Source organism: Blautia sp. TF10-30 (assembly GCF_003481245.1).
Lineage (GTDB): Bacteria > Bacillota > Clostridia > Lachnospirales > Lachnospiraceae > Fusicatenibacter > Fusicatenibacter saccharivorans.
In genome coordinates this window covers 63,718-82,142 of the sequence record NZ_QUKM01000012.1, presented here as the reverse complement: position 1 = coordinate 82,142, position 18,425 = coordinate 63,718, and the positions used below count along the sequence as shown (strand labels likewise).

17 protein-coding genes are annotated in these 18,425 nt (G+C 49.1%); 7 read left to right on the top strand and 10 right to left on the bottom strand.

Translation table 11 applies throughout. The features are described 5' to 3' along the window. The first annotated feature begins 44 nt into the window (after positions 1-44). Genes DXD02_RS11555 through DXD02_RS11545 form a run of 3 tightly spaced genes read left to right on the top strand, consistent with a single transcriptional unit; the run spans position 45 to position 2,130 of the window. Positions 45-920 (top strand): MBL fold metallo-hydrolase, encoded by an 876-nt coding sequence (locus tag DXD02_RS11555; RefSeq protein WP_117801662.1) that lies wholly within the window; start codon positions 45-47, stop codon positions 918-920. After that, positions 910-1,233 carry a hypothetical protein gene (locus DXD02_RS11550; RefSeq protein ID WP_055267449.1) on the top strand — a complete coding sequence of 108 codons (324 nt, stop codon included), beginning with the start codon at positions 910-912 and terminating at the stop codon, positions 1,231-1,233. Before DXD02_RS11555 ends, DXD02_RS11550 begins: the two co-directional genes overlap by 11 nt. A 57-nt stretch (positions 1,234-1,290) precedes the next feature. After that, positions 1,291-2,130: a TraX family protein gene (locus tag DXD02_RS11545; protein WP_055267451.1), complete on the top strand. Its 840-nt coding sequence runs from the start codon at positions 1,291-1,293 to the stop codon at positions 2,128-2,130. 131 nt (positions 2,131-2,261) lie between these two features. On the opposite strand, the gene DXD02_RS11540 is transcribed toward DXD02_RS11545, so the two are convergent. Next, on the bottom strand, positions 2,262-2,765 hold the full coding sequence (locus DXD02_RS11540) for a GNAT family N-acetyltransferase (RefSeq protein ID WP_117761329.1): 504 nt from the start codon (positions 2,763-2,765) through the stop codon (positions 2,262-2,264). Between the two features lie 374 nt (positions 2,766-3,139). On the opposite strand from DXD02_RS11540, the gene DXD02_RS11535 reads away from it, so the two are divergent. Then, positions 3,140-3,601, top strand: coding sequence for a hypothetical protein (locus tag DXD02_RS11535; RefSeq protein ID WP_117761331.1), 462 nt, complete (start codon positions 3,140-3,142; stop codon positions 3,599-3,601). A gap of 22 nt (positions 3,602-3,623) precedes the next feature. Here DXD02_RS11535 and DXD02_RS11530 read toward each other — a convergent pair whose 3' ends face one another. The 4 genes from DXD02_RS11530 to DXD02_RS11515 form a co-directional block, all read right to left on the bottom strand. Further along, the gene (locus DXD02_RS11530) at positions 3,624-4,289 is read right to left on the bottom strand and encodes an MBL fold metallo-hydrolase (protein WP_179973072.1); all 666 of its coding nucleotides are present in this window, start codon (positions 4,287-4,289) and stop codon (positions 3,624-3,626) included. A 113-nt stretch (positions 4,290-4,402) separates the two neighbouring features. Next, entirely contained in the window at positions 4,403-6,373 is a 1,971-nt protein-coding gene (glgB, locus tag DXD02_RS11525) for a 1,4-alpha-glucan branching protein GlgB (protein WP_117761333.1), read from the bottom strand. 14 nt (positions 6,374-6,387) lie between these two features. Next, positions 6,388-7,749 carry an alpha-amylase family glycosyl hydrolase gene (locus DXD02_RS11520; RefSeq protein ID WP_117761335.1) on the bottom strand — a complete coding sequence of 454 codons (1,362 nt, stop codon included), beginning with the start codon at positions 7,747-7,749 and terminating at the stop codon, positions 6,388-6,390. A 25-nt stretch (positions 7,750-7,774) separates the two neighbouring features. Further along, positions 7,775-8,356, bottom strand: coding sequence for a TetR/AcrR family transcriptional regulator (locus DXD02_RS11515; RefSeq protein WP_022461597.1), 582 nt, complete (start codon positions 8,354-8,356; stop codon positions 7,775-7,777). A 604-nt stretch (positions 8,357-8,960) separates the two neighbouring features. On the opposite strand from DXD02_RS11515, the gene DXD02_RS11510 reads away from it, so the two are divergent. Both DXD02_RS11510 and DXD02_RS11505 read left to right on the top strand, forming a co-directional pair. Further along, positions 8,961-9,995: a threonine aldolase family protein gene (locus tag DXD02_RS11510; RefSeq protein WP_118666870.1), complete on the top strand. Its 1,035-nt coding sequence runs from the start codon at positions 8,961-8,963 to the stop codon at positions 9,993-9,995. Between the two features lie 132 nt (positions 9,996-10,127). Beyond that, the gene (locus DXD02_RS11505; RefSeq protein ID WP_118666869.1) at positions 10,128-10,976 is read left to right on the top strand and encodes an LD-carboxypeptidase; all 849 of its coding nucleotides are present in this window, start codon (positions 10,128-10,130) and stop codon (positions 10,974-10,976) included. Here the strand turns inward: DXD02_RS11505 and DXD02_RS11500 are convergent. From DXD02_RS11500 to coaBC, 3 genes are all read right to left on the bottom strand, one after another. Further along, the gene (locus tag DXD02_RS11500; protein ID WP_118666868.1) at positions 10,958-12,961 is read right to left on the bottom strand and encodes an NlpC/P60 family protein; all 2,004 of its coding nucleotides are present in this window, start codon (positions 12,959-12,961) and stop codon (positions 10,958-10,960) included. The genes DXD02_RS11505 and DXD02_RS11500 overlap by 19 nt on opposite strands. Before the next feature lie 88 nt (positions 12,962-13,049). After that, a complete protein-coding gene (locus DXD02_RS11495; protein WP_117813433.1) occupies positions 13,050-13,820 on the bottom strand; it encodes a TatD family hydrolase in 771 nt (256 codons plus the stop codon). 205 nt (positions 13,821-14,025) lie between these two features. Continuing rightward, the gene (gene coaBC / locus DXD02_RS11490) at positions 14,026-15,222 is read right to left on the bottom strand and encodes a bifunctional phosphopantothenoylcysteine decarboxylase/phosphopantothenate--cysteine ligase CoaBC (RefSeq protein ID WP_117813435.1); all 1,197 of its coding nucleotides are present in this window, start codon (positions 15,220-15,222) and stop codon (positions 14,026-14,028) included. Positions 15,223-15,388: 166 nt separating this feature from the next. Between coaBC and DXD02_RS11485 the strand changes: the two genes are divergently transcribed. Beyond that, positions 15,389-16,174: a type III pantothenate kinase gene (locus tag DXD02_RS11485; RefSeq protein WP_055220943.1), complete on the top strand. Its 786-nt coding sequence runs from the start codon at positions 15,389-15,391 to the stop codon at positions 16,172-16,174. Between the two features lie 488 nt (positions 16,175-16,662). Here the strand turns inward: DXD02_RS11485 and DXD02_RS11480 are convergent, their stop codons facing one another. Together DXD02_RS11480 and DXD02_RS11475 are read right to left on the bottom strand one after the other, a co-directional pair. Then, on the bottom strand, positions 16,663-17,373 hold the full coding sequence (locus DXD02_RS11480) for a hypothetical protein (protein ID WP_118666867.1): 711 nt from the start codon (positions 17,371-17,373) through the stop codon (positions 16,663-16,665). Positions 17,374-17,641: 268 nt separating this feature from the next. Beyond that, positions 17,642-18,382: a hypothetical protein gene (locus DXD02_RS11475; protein WP_022461191.1), complete on the bottom strand. Its 741-nt coding sequence runs from the start codon at positions 18,380-18,382 to the stop codon at positions 17,642-17,644. Positions 18,383-18,425: the final 43 nt, after the last annotated feature.

Here is an 18,425-nt window from a genome sequence, read left to right as displayed (position 1 = left end):
CATAAACAGAAACAGAAACAAAAAAGAAAAGGAAAAGAGAAAGAATGCAGACAAAACTTGTTCTTCTCGGAACCGGCACACCAAATGCGTGTCCGAATGCCAACGGACCTTCCTCCGCTGTCGTGGTCGGTGACCGTGCTTATCTGGTAGATTTTGGCCCTGGCGTTGTCCGCCAGGCCTCAGCCGCCTATTTTAACGGCGTGGATGCCCTGCGGCCGGATCTTCTGACCGTTGCCTTCTGTACGCACCTTCACACAGACCATACCGCCGGATATCCGGATCTGATTTTTACCCCGTGGGTGCTGGAGCGTCCGGTTCCGCTGAAAGTTTACGGACCAAAAGGCCTGCGGCATATGACCGATCATATCTTACAGGCCTATGAAACCGACATTGATTTCCGAATTCACGGTTTCGAAAAAGCAAACGAATCCGGCTACCGCGTTGAGGTAACAGAAATTGAATCCGGCATTATCTACCGGGATGACCTGGTTACGGTGGAGGCTTTTCCGGTCAGCCACGGAACACTGGAATGCTACGGCTATAAATTCACCACACCGGACCGCACAATCGTCATCACCGGCGATACCGCTCCGCTGGATCTCGTGGCAGAAAAATCGAAAGGCTGTGATATCCTGCTGCACGAAGTGGAATACGCCGCCGGAATCTCCTGCCGCGAACCAAAATGGCAGAAATACCACCGGGAAGTGCATACGTTAAGCACGGATCTTGCCGGTGTTGCAAAAAAGGCAAATCCGAAACTGCTCGTTACGTATCACCGGATTTACCATATGAATGTACAGGATAACCACAAAAACCTTGCCGCCGAGATGGCATGGCGCGATGCCGCGATCTTGGATGAAATCCGGGATGCAGGGTATGACGGATATGTCGTGAACGGAAAAGACCTGGATGTATTTTAAAATACGGGGCAGCGTACCAATTCTGGTTTACGAATTGGTACGCTGCCCCGTTCGTTTTGGGATGAGCCCGGAGACGCTTTCTATTTTCATTTACCCGACTGGCAGATTCTACCATACTCTGCGTTATTTCAGAACTGTTTTTTCTGTCTCTGCCTGTGATTTACCACAGGACGCAGAAGAAAATACGCAAAAACAGCCAGTGATGAAAACCATTTATTTCTTTGACATTAACCTCCTCAGAACGTATAATCATAGTATTACAACTCTGGCAAAACAGCAGGATTTTCTGCTGTTTGTCGTTACAGGAACCTGATCCGCAGACGGCTTGCACAGTCTGCCTTTCGTTTGCGTTCCAGAAAGGATGTTTTATATGGCAGCTACTACTGCGAAACCCGTAAAAAGCGCCGGTAAAATTCCCGGCAGTACCTTGAAAATCATTGCGATGGTCTGTATGCTGATCGACCACACTGCAGCTGTACTTTTCGACCGAATCCTGATTTCCCGCGGTCTTCTGAATGCGGTGAACGCTTCGGACGGAGGCGCATCATTTCTCTCTACCGGAAACACAGCTGTGATTTATTATGCGGATATGATTATGCGCGCAATCGGAAGGATCAGTTTTCCGATTTTCTGTTTTCTGTTGATTGAAGGGTTCATGCATACGCATGATGTGAAAAAGTATGCGCTGAATCTTGGGATTTTTGCACTGGTTTCGGAGATCCCGTTCGATCTGGCATTTGCGGGAAAACCGTTTTATCTGGATTATCAGAATGTCTTTTTCACTTTATTTATCGGCCTTGTGATGATGATTTTTCTGCAGAAAATCGATTCAAAAGCGCAAAAAGATGCCGGTGCATGGCAGAGGGCGAACTGGAAGGTTTCGGTTGGCAAGCTGCTGGTGATTGTGGCAGCCTGTGCAGTGGCCACGCTGTTGAAGACAGATTACAGTGCAATGGGAATTCTGACGATTGTGCTGATGTATAATATGAGAAAGAATAAAATGTACTGTATCGGAATCGGGTGTGCGGTGCTTACGCTGTTGAGTCTGAATGAAATCACCTGTTTTCTGGCTATGATTCCGGTGCATTTTTATAACGGAAAACGGGGATTGAATCTGAAGTATCCGTTTTATGCGTTTTATCCGGTGCATCTGCTGGTGCTGTTTGCGATCGCGGCGGTACTGGGGATGGCGGGGGTTGCGGTTGTTTAAAAAACGGACACCCGGAAGTGCACCTGCGCCGCCCCAGGACACAGTCCCAGACGACACAGACGCACTTCCGGGCTGACATTGAGGCGGGCGGTGGGGAGGTCTGGATTTGCTGCGCAAATCGGCGTGAGATTCTACTTAATATACTTCTTAACTTCCAACGGATACCCCAAAAGCTCTTCGCTGCGAATCACTTCAAAATTCTCCGGTTGAAAATCTTTGCGTAACGTCACAGTGTTCAGGCAATGATATCCCAATCTATGATAGAGTTTCATCGCTCCAAAATTTCGCGCAGCTACCTCAAGATAGACAGATTCAGAATACTTTTTTATCTCGGCTTCAACCAGCGCAATCGCATGACTTCCGTATCCGTTTCCCTGGTATTCCGGAAGTACGAAAAGATCTTCGATCCAGTCAACTTCCGCCCCGCGGCTTCCGAGATGCACAAATCCAATGGGGATCTCTTCTTTTAAGATAAAATAAAACACATGCCCTTTGTCTGTCCAGGCAGCAAGATTCTCCGCGGCCTCTTCGTCGGTTATAACATAATCACCATGAGCCAGCCAAAAGCCTCGAATCAGCTCTTTTGCAAGTTGTGCTTCGTTTTCATATTTCTGTAAAGCTATAATTTCATTCATTTTTTCATCTCCCTTGTTTTTTTAACCGAATCAAGTAAGTCCCAACCCCCTGCTCATTGCTTCGCGCAATGGAAGCAGGGGACTTGTTTGATTCGGGTCAAAGCGGATATTCGCAATCCGCTTCGCTACTTGCTCATAACCGAATAGCTGCTTCGCAGCTTATCAGAAGTGGCTTGTACCACTCCTGATACAAGCAAGTCCCCACCCACTGCTTATTACTTTTCGCAATGGAAGCAGGGGACTTGTTTGATTCGGTTAAACTATGATATACTCAAATCATCATGATACCAGGCTCAAAAAGCTAATGCAAGCTCGCTTGCAAGAGGATTTTTGAACTCTTGACCTGTCAAAAACATGACGAGGAGTGCAATGATATGAAAAAAGCGACAAATTTGATATCCTTTCTGATTTTAATGATGGTACTGGTCGGCTGTAGCAAAGAAACGGTCCATATCGACTTTCCTTTTGAAGTTGGAGATGTTGAAAATGTCGAAATGTACCACTATGCGGGAGCACCGGTATCAGCAGAAAAGAAAATAGTCGTTGCAAAAACTGATATAACAGACTTGTATCATATGTTTGAAAACTTATCATTGACAGACAAACAAGTCGAGGAAATCACAGGCGCAGATGTGACCAGTTTTCGATTTAACCTTTCGGATGGGACAAACTACGAACTGGTTTATGTCTGCAATGGAGTCAAGAACGGAAAGCTGAAATCTTCCACGGGCAATTTTGAATACTTCACAAGTTCAGATATCGGCTCATATTGGTCAAATATGGATCTTGAATCAGTTCCAGTGAAAGAAAGTGAATTGCCGAAGTGGCATACCTGATTCAGCCTCGAAGGACTCCCTGTCATACGCGCTGGGGTGTTTTTATATATGATTCATCTCGTTTCCGTTTCTCATAAATCGCTTCCATCCATTCCAGCACATCCTCTTTGTTCTGCTGAAACGGTTCACTGTGGCTCAGGAGAAAATACGGCGCACGCACGTTTTTCAGAACTCGGATTTCTGCCAGCAGGCGCTCGGCATTATAAATGGTCTGTCCGTTTTTCTGCGTCGCATATGCCGCATCCCCGAGAAAGCACCACGTCTCATCCACTTCCAATGCAAGCGATCCTTTGGCATGACTCGATGGAATCGGAAATAAATGTAACCGCACGTCACCGTCCTGAAACCACGTATCTTCTTCTATCACAGTTCCTGTTTTTGTATAACGAAACGTATTTTTCCCCTGGTAAACCGCTTCGCACGAAATCTCCGACAGATTCCCGATATGGTCGGGATGAAAATGGGATAAAATCACCCGAATTTCTTTTCCTGTCTGTTCTGACTTTTTCTGCAGAATTTCTGAAACCGCAGGATGATTTCCTACGTCATATACCCAGAAAAATGCATCACCCTCGATGATCACAACATTTGCCGAAAGTGGATGTTCTGTCGGTGTAAGATAGGAAATGTGATCGTTGATTGTCTGGATGTGCGGAATCTGTATCGGCTCTTTTCTTTCTTCTTTCATCAAATCAACACCTCTTTTCCTTCGAACACAAAACACAATGACCGACAGATTTAAGAAATCTCTTTCGTTCTCTGCCGGTCATGATATTAATGAAAATTAGTAGCTATCTTATTTTAGAAGCTGAACACCGCCACACCATACGCCGGAAGTGCATATGCAATCCGATATGGCTGGCCATCGCATTCTCCCTCTTTGGCACGGTAGGCTACCTGGCGTTTTTCGGTCGGGCCGCCGTATTTCATATCGGAGCTGTCGAGTATCAGGCGGTACTGTTTTTTGCGCGGTACGCCACACATATAATCCGGACGCTCGACCGGTGTGAAATTGCAGACGAACAACAGGTTGTTTTTTCCTGTCGGTGACCAGCGGACGAAGCTGTAAATGCTGCGGTCGCCGTCGTTGGCATTGATCCACTGGAAGCCTTCGTAGCCGCAGTCGTTCGCGTAGAGTGCCGGGTACTTGCGGTACATTTTCAGCAGGTCACTGAAGAAGGTCTGCAGATGCTGATGCCCCTCATCTGCCAGCAGGAACCAGTCGATCTCGCGTTCCTCGCTCCACTCGCGGAGCTGTCCGAAATCCTGTCCCATGAACAGAAGTTTTTTGCCCGGGTGCCCGAACATGAAAGCATAGCCTACCATCAGGTTCTGGAATTTTTCCTCCAGATCGCCCGGCATTTTGTTGATCATCGAGCATTTCAAGTGGACAACCTCATCGTGCGAGAGCACCAGAATGTAGTTCTCGGAAAATGCATAGGTCATGCCGAAGGTCATCTTGTTATGGTTGTATTTGCGGAAGTATGGATCGAGCTTCATGTAATCGAGGAAGTCATGCATCCATCCCATGTTCCATTTGTAGGAGAAATGCAGGCCGCCGTCCTCTACGCTTCCCGTTACCTTCGGCCACGTTGTGGACTCCTCGGCAATCATGATGACACCTTTGTTTCGTCCGCGCACCAGGGTATTCAGGTGTTTGAAGAACTCGACGGCTTCAAGATTTTCATTTCCGCCGTTCTTGTTCGGCACCCACTGGCCCGGCTCTTTTCCGTAGTCGAGATACAGCATCGAAGCAACAGCATCGACACGGAGACCGTCTACGTGGTACTCTTCTACCCAGTAAAGCGCATTTGCCAGCATAAAGTTTTTCACTTCATTTTTGCCGTAATCAAAGATCTTCGTTCCCCACTCCGGGTGCTCGCCCTTTCTCGGGTCGGCGTACTCATACAGCGGCTGACCATCAAAATCAGCAAGGCCGTGCGCATCTTTCGGGAAGTGTGCCGGTACCCAGTCCAGAATAACACCGATTTTATTTTTATGCAGATAATCAACAAGATATTTAAACTCTTTCGGTGTTCCGTAGCGGGAGGTCGGTGCGTAATAGCCCGTTACCTGATAGCCCCAGGAACCGTCAAACGGATGCTCTGCAATTCCCATCAGCTCTACGTGGGTATAGCCCATTTTTTTTACGTAATCGGCAAGCGAATGTGCGAACTGAACGTAATTGTAAAATCCGTCCGGGTTGGATTCGGACCACGGATGTTTCATCCAGGAGCCCGGGTGCACTTCGTAGATGGAGAGCGCGGATTTCTGAACGTCAAATTTTTTGCGGTTCGTCAGCCATTCGCTGTCACCCCAGCGGTAGCCTTCGATTTCCGCTACTTTTGACGCGGTACCCGGCCGTTTTTCGGATGCAAATGCGTATGGATCTGCTTTGTACAGTTCTCTTCCGTCCGGTGTGCGGATGTAATATTTATACATCATTCCCTCGGTCACGCCCGGAACGAACACTTCATAAACGCCGTCCTCGCCGACTTTCCGCATCACATTGGCATGGGCATCCCAGCCGTTGAATTCGCCGATGACAGATACTTCCGCCGCATGCGGAGCCCATACGGTGAACCAGGCTCCTACTTTGCCGTCTTTTTTGTCCAGGTGCGCACCCATTTTCCGGAAAATATCGTAATGGGTTGCCTGGCCAAATAAGTACTGATCCAGTTCAGAAAATCTTGGCTGATAGCCCGCCGGTTTTTTTGGCGCTTTTCTGGTTTTCGCTGTTGTTTTTGCCGTTGTTTTCGCAGTTTCCTTCATAGAAAAAATCCCCTTTATGCTTCTTTTTCAATCAGAACACAGCCGCACGGAGGTACTTCAACAAAAAGTTTTCCATTTTCCGGAGAAATGGCTTCTCCGGTTACCGCGTTTTTCCATGTTCCGTCGCAAGGTGCAGGAAACCAGACTCCCGCACTCTGGTTTTCATCATTATTTACTGCTGTGATCAGAGCGTCTGTCTCATCCAGGCGTGCAAAGGCATACTGGCGGTTGGTCAGCATGAGTTCGCGGTATCTTCCCGTTCGTGCTGCAGGATGTTTTTTTCTGACGTCTGATAATGTTTTGATCCATGCCGGAAGTTTTTCTGCCGGCGGATTTTTCTCCAGTTCTTCCAGATTCAGCGCCGGACGCAGCGGATCGTCGTTTCCGCCTTCTTTTCTTCCCTCGATGCCGAATTCCGATCCGTAATAGATGGACGGGATGCCCGGCAGGAAGTACAGCAGCGCATAAATTGGAATCATGTTTTCTTTTACGTTCAGCTTGCTGGCCAGACGGTCTACGTCGTGGTTGTCAACGAAGCTGTACAGTTTCTTTCCTTTGTAAATGCCGCCGTTTTCGTCAAATTCGCGGCGGATCGTATGTGCAATTTCGAAGTAGTTATGATCGTTATGTCCCGAATAAAGTCCTTTGTGAAGCTCGTAGTTTGTGACACTGTGCAGCAGATGCTGGCCGTCTCCGATGTAGCGCGCATAGTCGCCGTGGATGACTTCGCCCATCAGCCAGAAGTCCTGTTTTTTGGCGGATGTGCGTGCGCGCATCTGCTCCATGAAGCCGAAATCCAGGCAGTCGGCGCAGTCGAGACGGATGCCGTCGATATCGAATTCGTCGATCCAGAAGTCGATGACATCAAGGAGATAGTCGCGGACCTGCTGGTTCTGGAGATTCAGGTTGACGAGTTCGAAGCAGTTTCTCCATGCTTCGTAGGAGAATCCGTCGTTATAGCAGGTGTTTCCGCCGAACCAGATTCCTTTGTACCATCCGCAGTACGGGGACTGTTCTCTTTTTTCCTGAATGTCGCGGAAGGCAAAGAATTCGCGGCCGGTGTGGTTGAAGACACCGTCTACGACGACTTTGATGCCGAGTTCGTGGGCTTTTTTTACGTATGCGGCAAAGTCCGCGTTGTCGCCTAAGCGGCGGTCTACCTGTTTGTAATCTTTTGTGTCGTATCCATGTGTGGTTGATTCAAACAAGGGGCCGATATAGATTGCGGTACAACCGAGATCTGCGATGTGCGGAAGCCACTGTTCCAGTGTGGAAAAGCGGTGTACGGTTTCTTCCGATTCATTTTTCCTCGGCGCACCGGTCAGTCCGATCGGATAGATGTGATAAAATTCTGCCTCTTCATACCATGGTGCCATTTTGTTTGTCCTCCTTGTTTTTGGGTTATGAGTAAATTCCATACATGAACTGGTGTACCAGACGGTAGACTTCTTCGTCCCGGACGACGAGGTTGGAAAGATCGGATTGATCTCCTGCTGTCATCATCAGGTAGTGCATCAGGATTCCGGAGAAGCCTACGGCGAATTGTTCCTGACGGCCGTTCATGTTGCCGAGTTCGGCGCTGGCGTTGTCGAAGACGTCGACGCACAGGTGATAGAACCGGTCAATCATTGGGTATACGGTGCGGAAGCCTTCGCTTTTTCTTCCGGAATAGAACAGTGCCATCATCAGCATATGGAATTTCGGGTCTTCGGAGGCTCCGTTGAAGAAGGCACGCGCGATGCGGTACAGTTTTTCGGGGATGTTTTTCCCGGTTTCGGAGGCTTCGATGAGTTTTTGTTCCATGGGCTGAAAGTGCTCGTTTAGCAGGGCTTCGAGGAGGCCTTGTTTGCTGCCGAAGTAATAGTACAGGGTTGGTTTGGATACTCCGGCGGAGTCTACGATCTGCTGAACACCGACGGCGTCGTACCCGCTTTCGTAGAAGAGGGTCAGAGCTGAGTTCATGATTAGCTGACGATTGTCCATTTTGATTCCTCTTGATTGGGGAGCGGTGACGGACGCCCTCCGGGGACTGCCGGGGATTCCTTGCGGGGAAACGCGGTTTCGGAAGCTAGGAACTCTAAGCGATTGGAAATTTGCTAAAAGCATTCCCCCAAATTCAAAACTCGCTAAAGCTCAGACAGTTGAATTTGGGGGAATAACGCAAATTTTCAACTGCTAAGAGTTACTACGCTTCCTGCAAATGCGTTTCCCCGCAAGGAATCCCCGGCAGACCCCGAAGGGCTGAACCTGGCCGCGGTGTGGTTGTTGGGTTGGTTGGTTACGTGTGAGTTTGCATTTGTTTTGAAATGCTTTTGTTGGTTATTGTTGTAAGAAGTCTGCATTTGTGTGTGATGGTCGGATTGCGTGAATGATTGGCAATTTTGACGAATTTTGTTGGATTTTGCAGGCTTCTTATGTGTGTTTCTGTTGTCATTATACCAATCGGTATATAAAAAGTCAATGCAAAATATATAATGAATGTTTTTCTGCGTTTTCTCTCTTCGTTCTCCAATTGCTGTTTTCGCCTGGATGACGTATAATAAAAGCAGTATTTTGTAAAATTTTATTTTAAGGAGACCATAAATTTATGATACGATTTAATAACGACTACAATCACGGTGCACACCCGGAAATTCTGGAGGCACTGGCTTCGATTAACGGGAACAGTTATGGCGGATATGGCGAGGATGAATGGTGCGAAAAAGCGGCGGAACTGATTCGAGAGAAAATTCATAGCGCGGACGCGGCGGTTCATTTTTTTCCGGGGGCGACGCAGGCGAATTTTATTGTGACGGCGGCAGCGCTTTCGCCGGTGCAGAGTGTGATTGCGGCGGATACCGGACATATTAACTGCCATGAGGCGGCTTCGATTGAAAATACCGGGCATAAGATTCTGGAGCTGCCGAATACGGATGGTAAAATTTCGGCGGAACAGATTGCGGCGTGTGCGGCGGCTTATTATGAAGGCGGTGAGCCGGAGTATCTGACGGAGCCGAAGATGGTATATCTTTCATTTCCGACTGAGCAGGGAACGCTGTATTCGCTGCAGGAGCTGACGAAGATTCACGAGGTCTGCCGGAAGTATGATATGTATCTGTTTGTGGACGGGGCACGGCTTGGATACGGGCTTGGATCAGAGAAGAATGATGTTTCTCTCGAGGATCTCACTGCTCTCACAGATGTTTTCTATTTCGGCGGAACGAAATGCGGTGCGCTGTTTGGTGAGGCCGTTGTGCTTACAGCTGACTCGCTGAAAAAGCGGTTCAAAGCCTACATGAAACAGAACGGCGCTGTCCTCGCAAAGGGATGGCTGCTCGGACTGCAGTTCCACTGCCTGCTGGGGCATGATCTTTATTTTACTGCGACACGCCGCGCCGATGAACTTGCCATGAAACTCCGCAAAGCATTTGCGGCGCAGGGGATTCCATTCTGGGTGGAGAGTTTTACGAATCAGCAGTTTGTGATTCTCACCGATGCGCAGAAGGAAACTCTGGAAAAACGCTATATTTTCGAGCCAATGGGGAAATCCACGGACGGCGGAAATATTGCGCGGTTCTGCACCAGCTGGGCAACGACGGAAGAGGAAGTGCAGACACTGATTGACGACCTCAAAGCTTTATAATTTTTGTCCAAAACGGCATTCTGCAAACACCGGCGATCTCTAAATCTGCTTTGCAAATTCAAAGAAAAAGCTGTACCGGTGTGCCACGAAAATGCAGATTTTGCCTTGTTTTACTCCGAGAAAGGAATCTTTATGTCTCATAAAATTGGTATTACCGCCTGCTCCAACCCCATGCATCCTTCCTTTTCCGCCGATCTGGCGCGTCTCTGTCAGATTCTGCGGGAGCTGGGCTTCGATCCTGTTTTAAGCCCCTGCCTCTTCGACAACGGTTCCGGCTTTTCCGGCACGGGCGCGGAGCGGGCGGATGCATTGATGAACCTTTACTGTGACCCAGAAATCACGGATATTTTTGATGTTTCCGGCGGCGATATGGCGAATGAAGTTCTGCCGTATCTGGATTTTTCTGTCATCGCCGCCTCCGGCAAGCGCTTCTGGGGATACAGTGATCTCACGACGATTGTCAATGCTGTCACGACTGCGACTGGAAATGAGTCAATGCTGTATCAGGTTCGAAATCTGCTGTACGACCACAGCGCCGAACAGATCACTCTGTTCCAAAACGCTTTTTCCGGGCAGTCTCCCAGCCTCTTCGACCTCCCTTGCACATTTCTGCAGGGCGATCACATGGAAGGTGTGATGATCGGCGGAAATATCCGCTGTTTTCTGAAGCTCACCGGAACGGATTTTCAGCCGGATTTCCGCGGAAAAATCCTGCTCCTCGAAGCCATGGGCGGCGGCGTTCCGCAGATGGTTACGTTTCTGTCCCAGCTGAAAATGATGCATGCCTTTGAACAGATCAATGGTATTCTCCTCGGAACATTTTCCCAGATGGAACGCGACCAGCTGACGCCGGATATGCCGCAGCTTGTCCGCCAGGCGGCCGGACCGGATCTCCCGATTGCAAGGACTCCGTATATCGGCCACGGCACGGATGCACATGCCGCCGTGATCGGCAAATTTTATCAGATTTCTTCTGACTGATATACATCCGCGTAGCGCACGCCGAACTCCTCTGCGTCTGCATGGCGTTCCATATAGATATCAATGTGGCCGTACGGCGTGCCACGGTCCTCGACCGTGTAAATTTTTCCGCCGATATTCAGCTTCGTTCCAAACGGCAGAACGCCGGTTGCAATGGTCCGGCCCTGCACCGGCATTTTTCCGGATGCGGTCGGGCCGCCCGCCCAGCGGCCACAGCAGACGGCGCAGTTGCAGTAAGCGGTCAGTTTAAAATTGCCGAGATATTTTCCCGAAGTGCTTTCCAACCGATCACCTGCGGTACTGTTTTCTGCACTTGTATTCTGCACATTTTCTGCTCCCGCCTTCTGTTTTCCACCATTCCCGTTTTCTGTTGTCTGGTTATCCACAGAGTTTCCTTCTTTTCTCCCATTATCCACATCTCCCGTTTCTATTTTGCTCTCACGTATTTCCTCCGAAATCACCCGCACAGCAAATTCTGTCGATTTCTCATAGTTAAAATCTGAAATCAGAATCCCCGTCGCCTCGCTTCCAGCGTGGATTACTTTTCCATCACCGAGATAAATCATGACATGGTAAATAAACCCGCTCTCCCGCTGGTAAAACAGCAGATCACCAGGCTTTGCCTCCTGCACCGGAATGCGTGTTCCAGCTTTCGCCTGCTGGCGTGAGGTTCTCGGAAGGGTATACCCGAAATTAGCAAAAATCTGCTGGGCAAAGCCGGAACAGTCGCAGCCGTTTGTAAGACTCGTCCCGCCCCAGACGTACGGATTTCCCAGGAATTTTTTCGCGTACTGCAGGACCTCGCCGCGCGCTTCGTCAGAAGAAAGAAGTGTTCTCGTCGTTGCATATGTATAGGTGTACGCCTTATTATTCCATGGCTTCACCCACATTTCCGCCATGGGAAAACTTTCCTCCTGCCAACGGTTTACCTCTTTTTCAGCCTCTTCTCCGCGCAGGAGATACCGCGCGCAGACAAATCCACGGACATCGCCGGATTCCACATAAACCCAGTCAGAATCCGCATCCGCTAAAATATAACAGAGGCTTCCCTTCGGCAGGATTCCGACGATTTTCTGATTTGTGCCTTTTCCTTCGCGGACGTGAAGCCAGGAATTCACATCGGCGATAGCATATGTTTTTTCAACCGTATGAAACAGCCACGGCATACGGGAAATCGTGACTTTTTCAGCTTCTGCCGCCTGCCACTCACTGTAGCTTTCCCGCGTGCGCTCAGCTTCCTGCTCTGCCGAAAAGACGGGTTCAGCCTCGGCGGCTGGCGGTTCCGCAGACTGTGATAAATCAGAATCCGAAGAGACTTCTGCCGTCTTGTCTCCACCAGTTGCATCATCACTTCCTGCAGATCCGTTTTCTTCCTCCGGCGGTTCCATCTGCTCCCCATCTCCGCCGCCGATTTCTTCCTGCCCCGGCCATGGATCGTTGGAAATATCTTCCCCTTCGCCCGGCCACGGTCCATCCATTTCACTGTTTCCCGGTGTTTCCGTCATGTCTCCCTGATCTCCCGGTTCTGGATTTTCCGGCTCCTCTGGCTCTGTCTCGCCTGCCTCTCCCGGTTCTGCATTTTCCGGCCCCTCTGGCTCTGTCTCGCCCGTTTTTCCCGGTTCCGTCATTCCTGCATTCTCTCCGCCGTCAGGCTCCTGCGGTTCCGGTTCCTCCGGGACTGTCTCATCTTCTTTTCCCTCGGATCCACTTTCCTCTTCCATCTCATCATTCTGCGTACCTTCCGGTTCTGTCACCTCTTCCGCTTCCGCAGGTGCCTCCTCCGCCGCATCTTCCTCCACGCAAAAAGAAGCAGCCCCAACGGCTGCTTCCCCTGCAATCTCAATTCCAATCTGTCCCGGATCGGCCGTTTCCTCTTCTGCTGCATAAACGGCTGTCGGGTTTCCCAGTGTCACTGCGAGCGCACCGATCATCGCGGCGCGCACCAGCTCGGCGCATTTGTCGCCCATCATTGTTTTATCAACCATTTTCGCTTTCTCCTATTCAATTTGTACAGTCAGACAAACCTGTTCCGAACAAATACATAAATAGAAGAAACACCCATGGTATCGCTCCCTATTCCTCTGTTTGAAACAGTCTGACCGCATTTTTTTCTGTCATCTCAATGACTTCTTCTTCGGAAATTCCCTTGATCTCTGCAATTTCCCGCACAACGTACGGCAGATACAGAGAAGAATTTCTTTTTCCCCGGTACGGAACCGGTGCCAGATACGGACTGTCTGTTTCCAGCAGAATACGCTCCATCGGAGCCATCTGAACCACTTCTTTGATCTTCTTCGCATTCTTGAACGTCACCACACCGCCAATGCCAAGATAAAATCCCATTTTCAGGTATTCCTCCGCCATTTCTGCGGAGTAGGAAAAACAATGAATTACGCCGCCGATCTCCTCCGATTTTTCCTCTTTCATGACACGGAGCGTATCAGCTGCCGCTTCCCTGCTGTGGATGATCATCGGAAGTTTTTCCTCGCGCGCAAGCGCAATCTGACGGCGGAACCAATACTGCTGTTTTTCGTGATTTTCCTTGTCCCAGTAGTAATCAAGGCCAATCTCTCCGACCGCAACCGCCTTTTCCAGACGGCAGAGTCCCCGCATCCGCTCCATCACATCCTCGTTCAGGTCGCCCACCTCATCCGGATGAAGACCGAACGCGCCGTAGATGAACGGATACGCTTCCATCAGTTTTCTTGTATTTTCCAGTGATTCCAGATTTGCCGAGACATTGATGATACGCCCGATCCCGTTTTCCTGCATCGAGGAAAGCAGCTCTGCGCGGTCTTCATCAAATTTCTCATCGTCATAATGTGCATGTGTTTCAAATATCATATCCGAATTTCTCCTTAAAAAAACGAAACAGAAACGGAAGAAAGCTCTGCATAGCCTTCCCCTGTTTCCGTTTCCACGTTTATCCATCCTATCGTTCGTTGTTTTCGTAAAAGTAAAGTGCGCCGCTGCGCCTGTGCTTATTATAACGCATTCATTTTTCCCGCGTCAACCAGGAAACGAAAAAATATGCCGGATTCCGATAAAATCACCGCCGTGCCGCAATCTCATCCAACAGGCAGCCAGCCACTTCGTCTTTTCCCATCAGCGGAAGCTCCTTGATGCCGTCCTTCGTGATCAGCGTCACCACATTCGTCGCCACACCGAAGCCGGCACCCTCTGTCTTCAAATTGTTTGCCGCGATCATGTCCAGATGCTTCTTCTCCAGCTTTGCACGCGAGTTTTCCACCATGTTCTCGGTTTCCATCGAGAAGCCGCACACAAACAACCCCGGATGACGGTTCTTTTCCACCCATCCCAGAATATCGTCGGTGCGCTCCAGCGGAATGCTCATGTCACCGTCCTTCTTTTTGATTTTCTGATCCGCCACCGTCACAGGCCGGTAATCAGCAACCGCGGCCGCCTTAATCAGAATATCCGTCTCCGGCAATGTCTCCCGCACCGCCTCCAGCATGTCCTTCGCCGTCGTCACCGGTCGCATCGCAACGCCTGGAACCGGGGCTAATGAAACCGGGCCGGAAATCAGCGTTACCTGCGCGCCGCGGAGCATCGCCTCCCGCGCAATCGCGTATCCCATGCGGCCGCTGCTATGGTTCGTCAGATACCGCACCGGATCGAGGGATTCCTGCGTCGGGCCTGCAGTCACGGTGACACGCACACCAGCGAGCGTCTTTTCGCGGGCAAGCTCCATCGCGATATAATCGAGCAGCACCTCCGGGTCCGGCAGTTTTCCTTTTCCGACGTCCTTGCACGCCAGCATTCCCACGGTCGGCTCGATGATGCCGAAACCGTATTTTTTCAGCGTCGCCAGATTATCCTGCGTAATCGGATTTTCCAGCATCGCCGTATTCATCGCCGGAGAGACCAGCTTTTTGCACTTCGCTGCGAGCACCACCGTTGTCAGCATATCATCTGCAATGCCGTGTGCCATTTTTGCAATCACATTGGCGGTAGCCGGGGCAATCATAATCAGATCCGCCGCTTTTGCCAGCGAAATATGCGTCACCTCATATTTAAAATCACGCGCAAACGTATCGACCACGCAGCGGTTGTTGGTCAGCGTCTCGAACGTCAGCGGGGTGATGAACTGCGTCGCGTTTTCGGTCATGATGACATGCACGTCTGCTCCGGCTTTCCGAAGACCGCTCGCCACATTTGCCATTTTATAGGCGGCAATTCCGCCTGTCACACCAAGTACAACACATTTTCCGTCAAGATTTTCCATTGTAACTCCGTTCTGCTGCCTCGAAGCAACTTTTTTCCTATGATAGTTTTAAGTATAGCAGACAGAAAAACAGATTACAACCAATCCTGTTTGCCATTGATGCAAAAAGGCTTTATAATAAAAGGACAAAAGAGCTCTACTTTTAAAATAATCGCGAGGTATTTTTATGATTTTAGCCATTGATATCGGGAACACAACCGTTACGCTCGGCGGCGTCCGGACCGCACCGCAGCAAGCGTATTCCCTCGAATTCACAGCCCGGATTGACATCAACCACACCTGGTCTGCCAGCCAGTATGAATCTGCGATCGAGCAGCTTTTTGAAGACAAGAATCTTTCCCCGTCCGACTTTCGGGGCGTCATCATTTCCAGCGTTGTTCCGTCGGTTCTGACGCTTCTGCAGGAATGTGTCCGTAATCTGTTCGGCACAGAACCGCTGCTCGTCACATCCGAAAGTGATCTCGGCATGACATTTTCCATCCCGGAACCGGAAAAAGTAGGCCGCGACCGCCTCGTTGATGCAGCCTGGGCCGCCGCACATTATCCGCTGCCGGTCATCACCGTGGATCTTGGAACAGCGACGACCTTCAATGTCATCCGGGAAAACAGCGTCTTCTGCGGCGGCGCCATCGCACCGGGACTCGATATGGGACTTGGTGCCCTCTCCGAGCGGACCGCCCAGCTCCCACGGCTCGACCTCCAGATCCCGAAACGCATCATTGGCAGAAACACCGAAGAATGCATTCTCTCCGGCACCATCGTCGGCATGGCCGCGATGCTCGACGGAATGGTCCAGCGCATCGAAGCCGAACTCGGCTCCCCCGCCACCCTCATCCTCACCGGCGGCGCGGCACGCTTCGTCGAACCGCTCGTTTTACATCCTCATATCTATGACCCGAACCTTCTGCTGAAAGGGCTGGCGTTCCTGTGTGAGCGGAATTGTGCAAATTAAAATCGTACTTCCAAATATTCATCAGACTCTTTCATTCTGCATGACGTTAAAAAGCGTGTCTGTTCTCCAGGCACGCTTTTCTCTATTTTTCTATGGAATCGCAACCCTTCTTTGTGTTGCCTCTCCGCTTTTCAGTTTTTCCTGATTCTCCTCTTTCAGGTTTAAAATACACGGGCGAATCACCTCTCTTCCAAAACAGACATTCCGGGAACCTTCCAAAAGTTGAATTTTCTCTTTTCAGTATATCATGAATTTTTCCGGGACACACTCTTTTCCTTCTCCCTATGCACGGAAAAACTCCCGGCAGTGCCGGGAGTTTATGACTTTCTTATTTCATAGTAACTATTCAGAACCCCATCTCGATTCCGCTTGCGCTGCATCTCGATGTTGCTTCTCGCCATATGAAATTCCAGAAAACCGTTCATTCATGCAAGCATGATTCACGATTTTCTTCCATTTCGCATGGCTCTGAATAGTTACATTTCATATTACTTTTTCACCTGCTCATATACCAGTCCCGGATAAGCTTCGAGGCTGACACCGTTTTTTTCAAACATTGGAAATGCTTCTGCGCCGTATGCGCATACGGCGGTTGCCATGCTTGCCTGTTCAGTGTAGCTCTCCCAGTTGTCGGCGGTAAGGCCAGGCTGGTATGCTTCCCAGGCGGTTTCGTATTCGGTGCTCTTATCGGAAGGAATCGCATCTTTCAGGCTCTCGCCGGACCAGACGGCAAGCTGATCTGCTTTTTTGTAAGTGTATTCCGGGAGCTGATCGTCGCCCAGCGACTGGTACAGTTCGTAGCGGGTAATGGAGTCTTTGGAACTTCCGTAGGATTTTTCCATTTCTTTTTTCACGGTATCCATATCGGCATCATCCGGGTAGGTGATGTCTACTTCGCACAATACCGGTTTTCCCGTCGCTCCGGTCTGATCGAGGTTGATAAACTGAAACATGACTCTGGAAGTTTTCTCGCCGAAAACAGTGGCTTCTGTATCTACTGCGATCGCGGCTGCACTTTCGGTCTCAGAGAAAATTTCCACCTGATCCCGATCTAAATTCCAGTCGGCAAGCACTTCATCCACTGTTTTTCCCCATCCGGTATCCGGCGGCGTAATTTCCTTGCTGCTCTCTTTCGCTCCCTGACATCCAGTCAGCAACAGAGCGCATATTGCAAAAATACCTGCTAATTTTTTATTCATACACCTGCATCTCCTTTCCGTTTTGTTATTTTTTTCACATACTTTTTTTGTTAGCCCTATACTACCATATATTCTTCTGAAAATCTATGACGTTTGGTGAAAATTTTCTTACATTTTTCTTATGCATTCGATTTAAATCAAAGAAAAAGCAACAACATCCCTTATAGAAATTCTCTACCGCTATTAAAAAAACGCTCCCCCAGTATCTATAACGCAAGGGGAGCGTCTATTTTCAATTAGTTCGCTTGTTCTGATAATCGAGTTTTGCTTAAGCTCTCTCCCAGCGGCCTCCCGGGGCTGAAGATATAACACAATAAGCAATATTCAAACTTGAGGTTCCAGCTTTAATATACGAACGACAGGACCGTCCACACTCTAAAGTCGAATATGTAATCATCTGCGTATTATTTGGAGTATAGTGATATGGGGTTCCTCCAGCAGGATTTGAAATTGTTTTTGTAATATCATCATACTGGAATCCCACCTCTGGTGAATATTTGGATGTCTGCATTAAACTACTTGCTTTCATAGAGGTTCCGTAGTTCAGTGTTGTTTCAAACCAATTAATTCGTACCTTTAATGCCTGACGGTCATTTGTCACGGATACTTTCATGGTTGCATAAATGCTGTACTGGCTAAGCTGCCCCGTATTGCTTACAATATCAGTGATTGCTACTCTTTGCTGATGCTCGTCTACAATCAACAAACCCGTTGAAATAATATCCTGCTCGCTGCCATTTTCATCCACTACCTGTGTGATTGACAAATAATCATCCGGCTTTGCATCAATGGCGCGGGTCTTCATCTGTTTTTCCTGATATTGTTCAATTGCAACCTTAATTACGTCACTTTCATTCGTGATGTGATTGTTTAAAACCTCTTCATACACTCTGTTTTTTAATTCTGCATTTGTTTCTGCTTTTACTGTTGTAGCAAATACACTAGTCATCACCAAAGCTAACATACAGAAGCCGATTGCTGTTAACGCATTTTTCAATCTTTCTTGCATAAATAACTCCCTCTCTTTCGATTTGCAAAATTAATCACTGCTA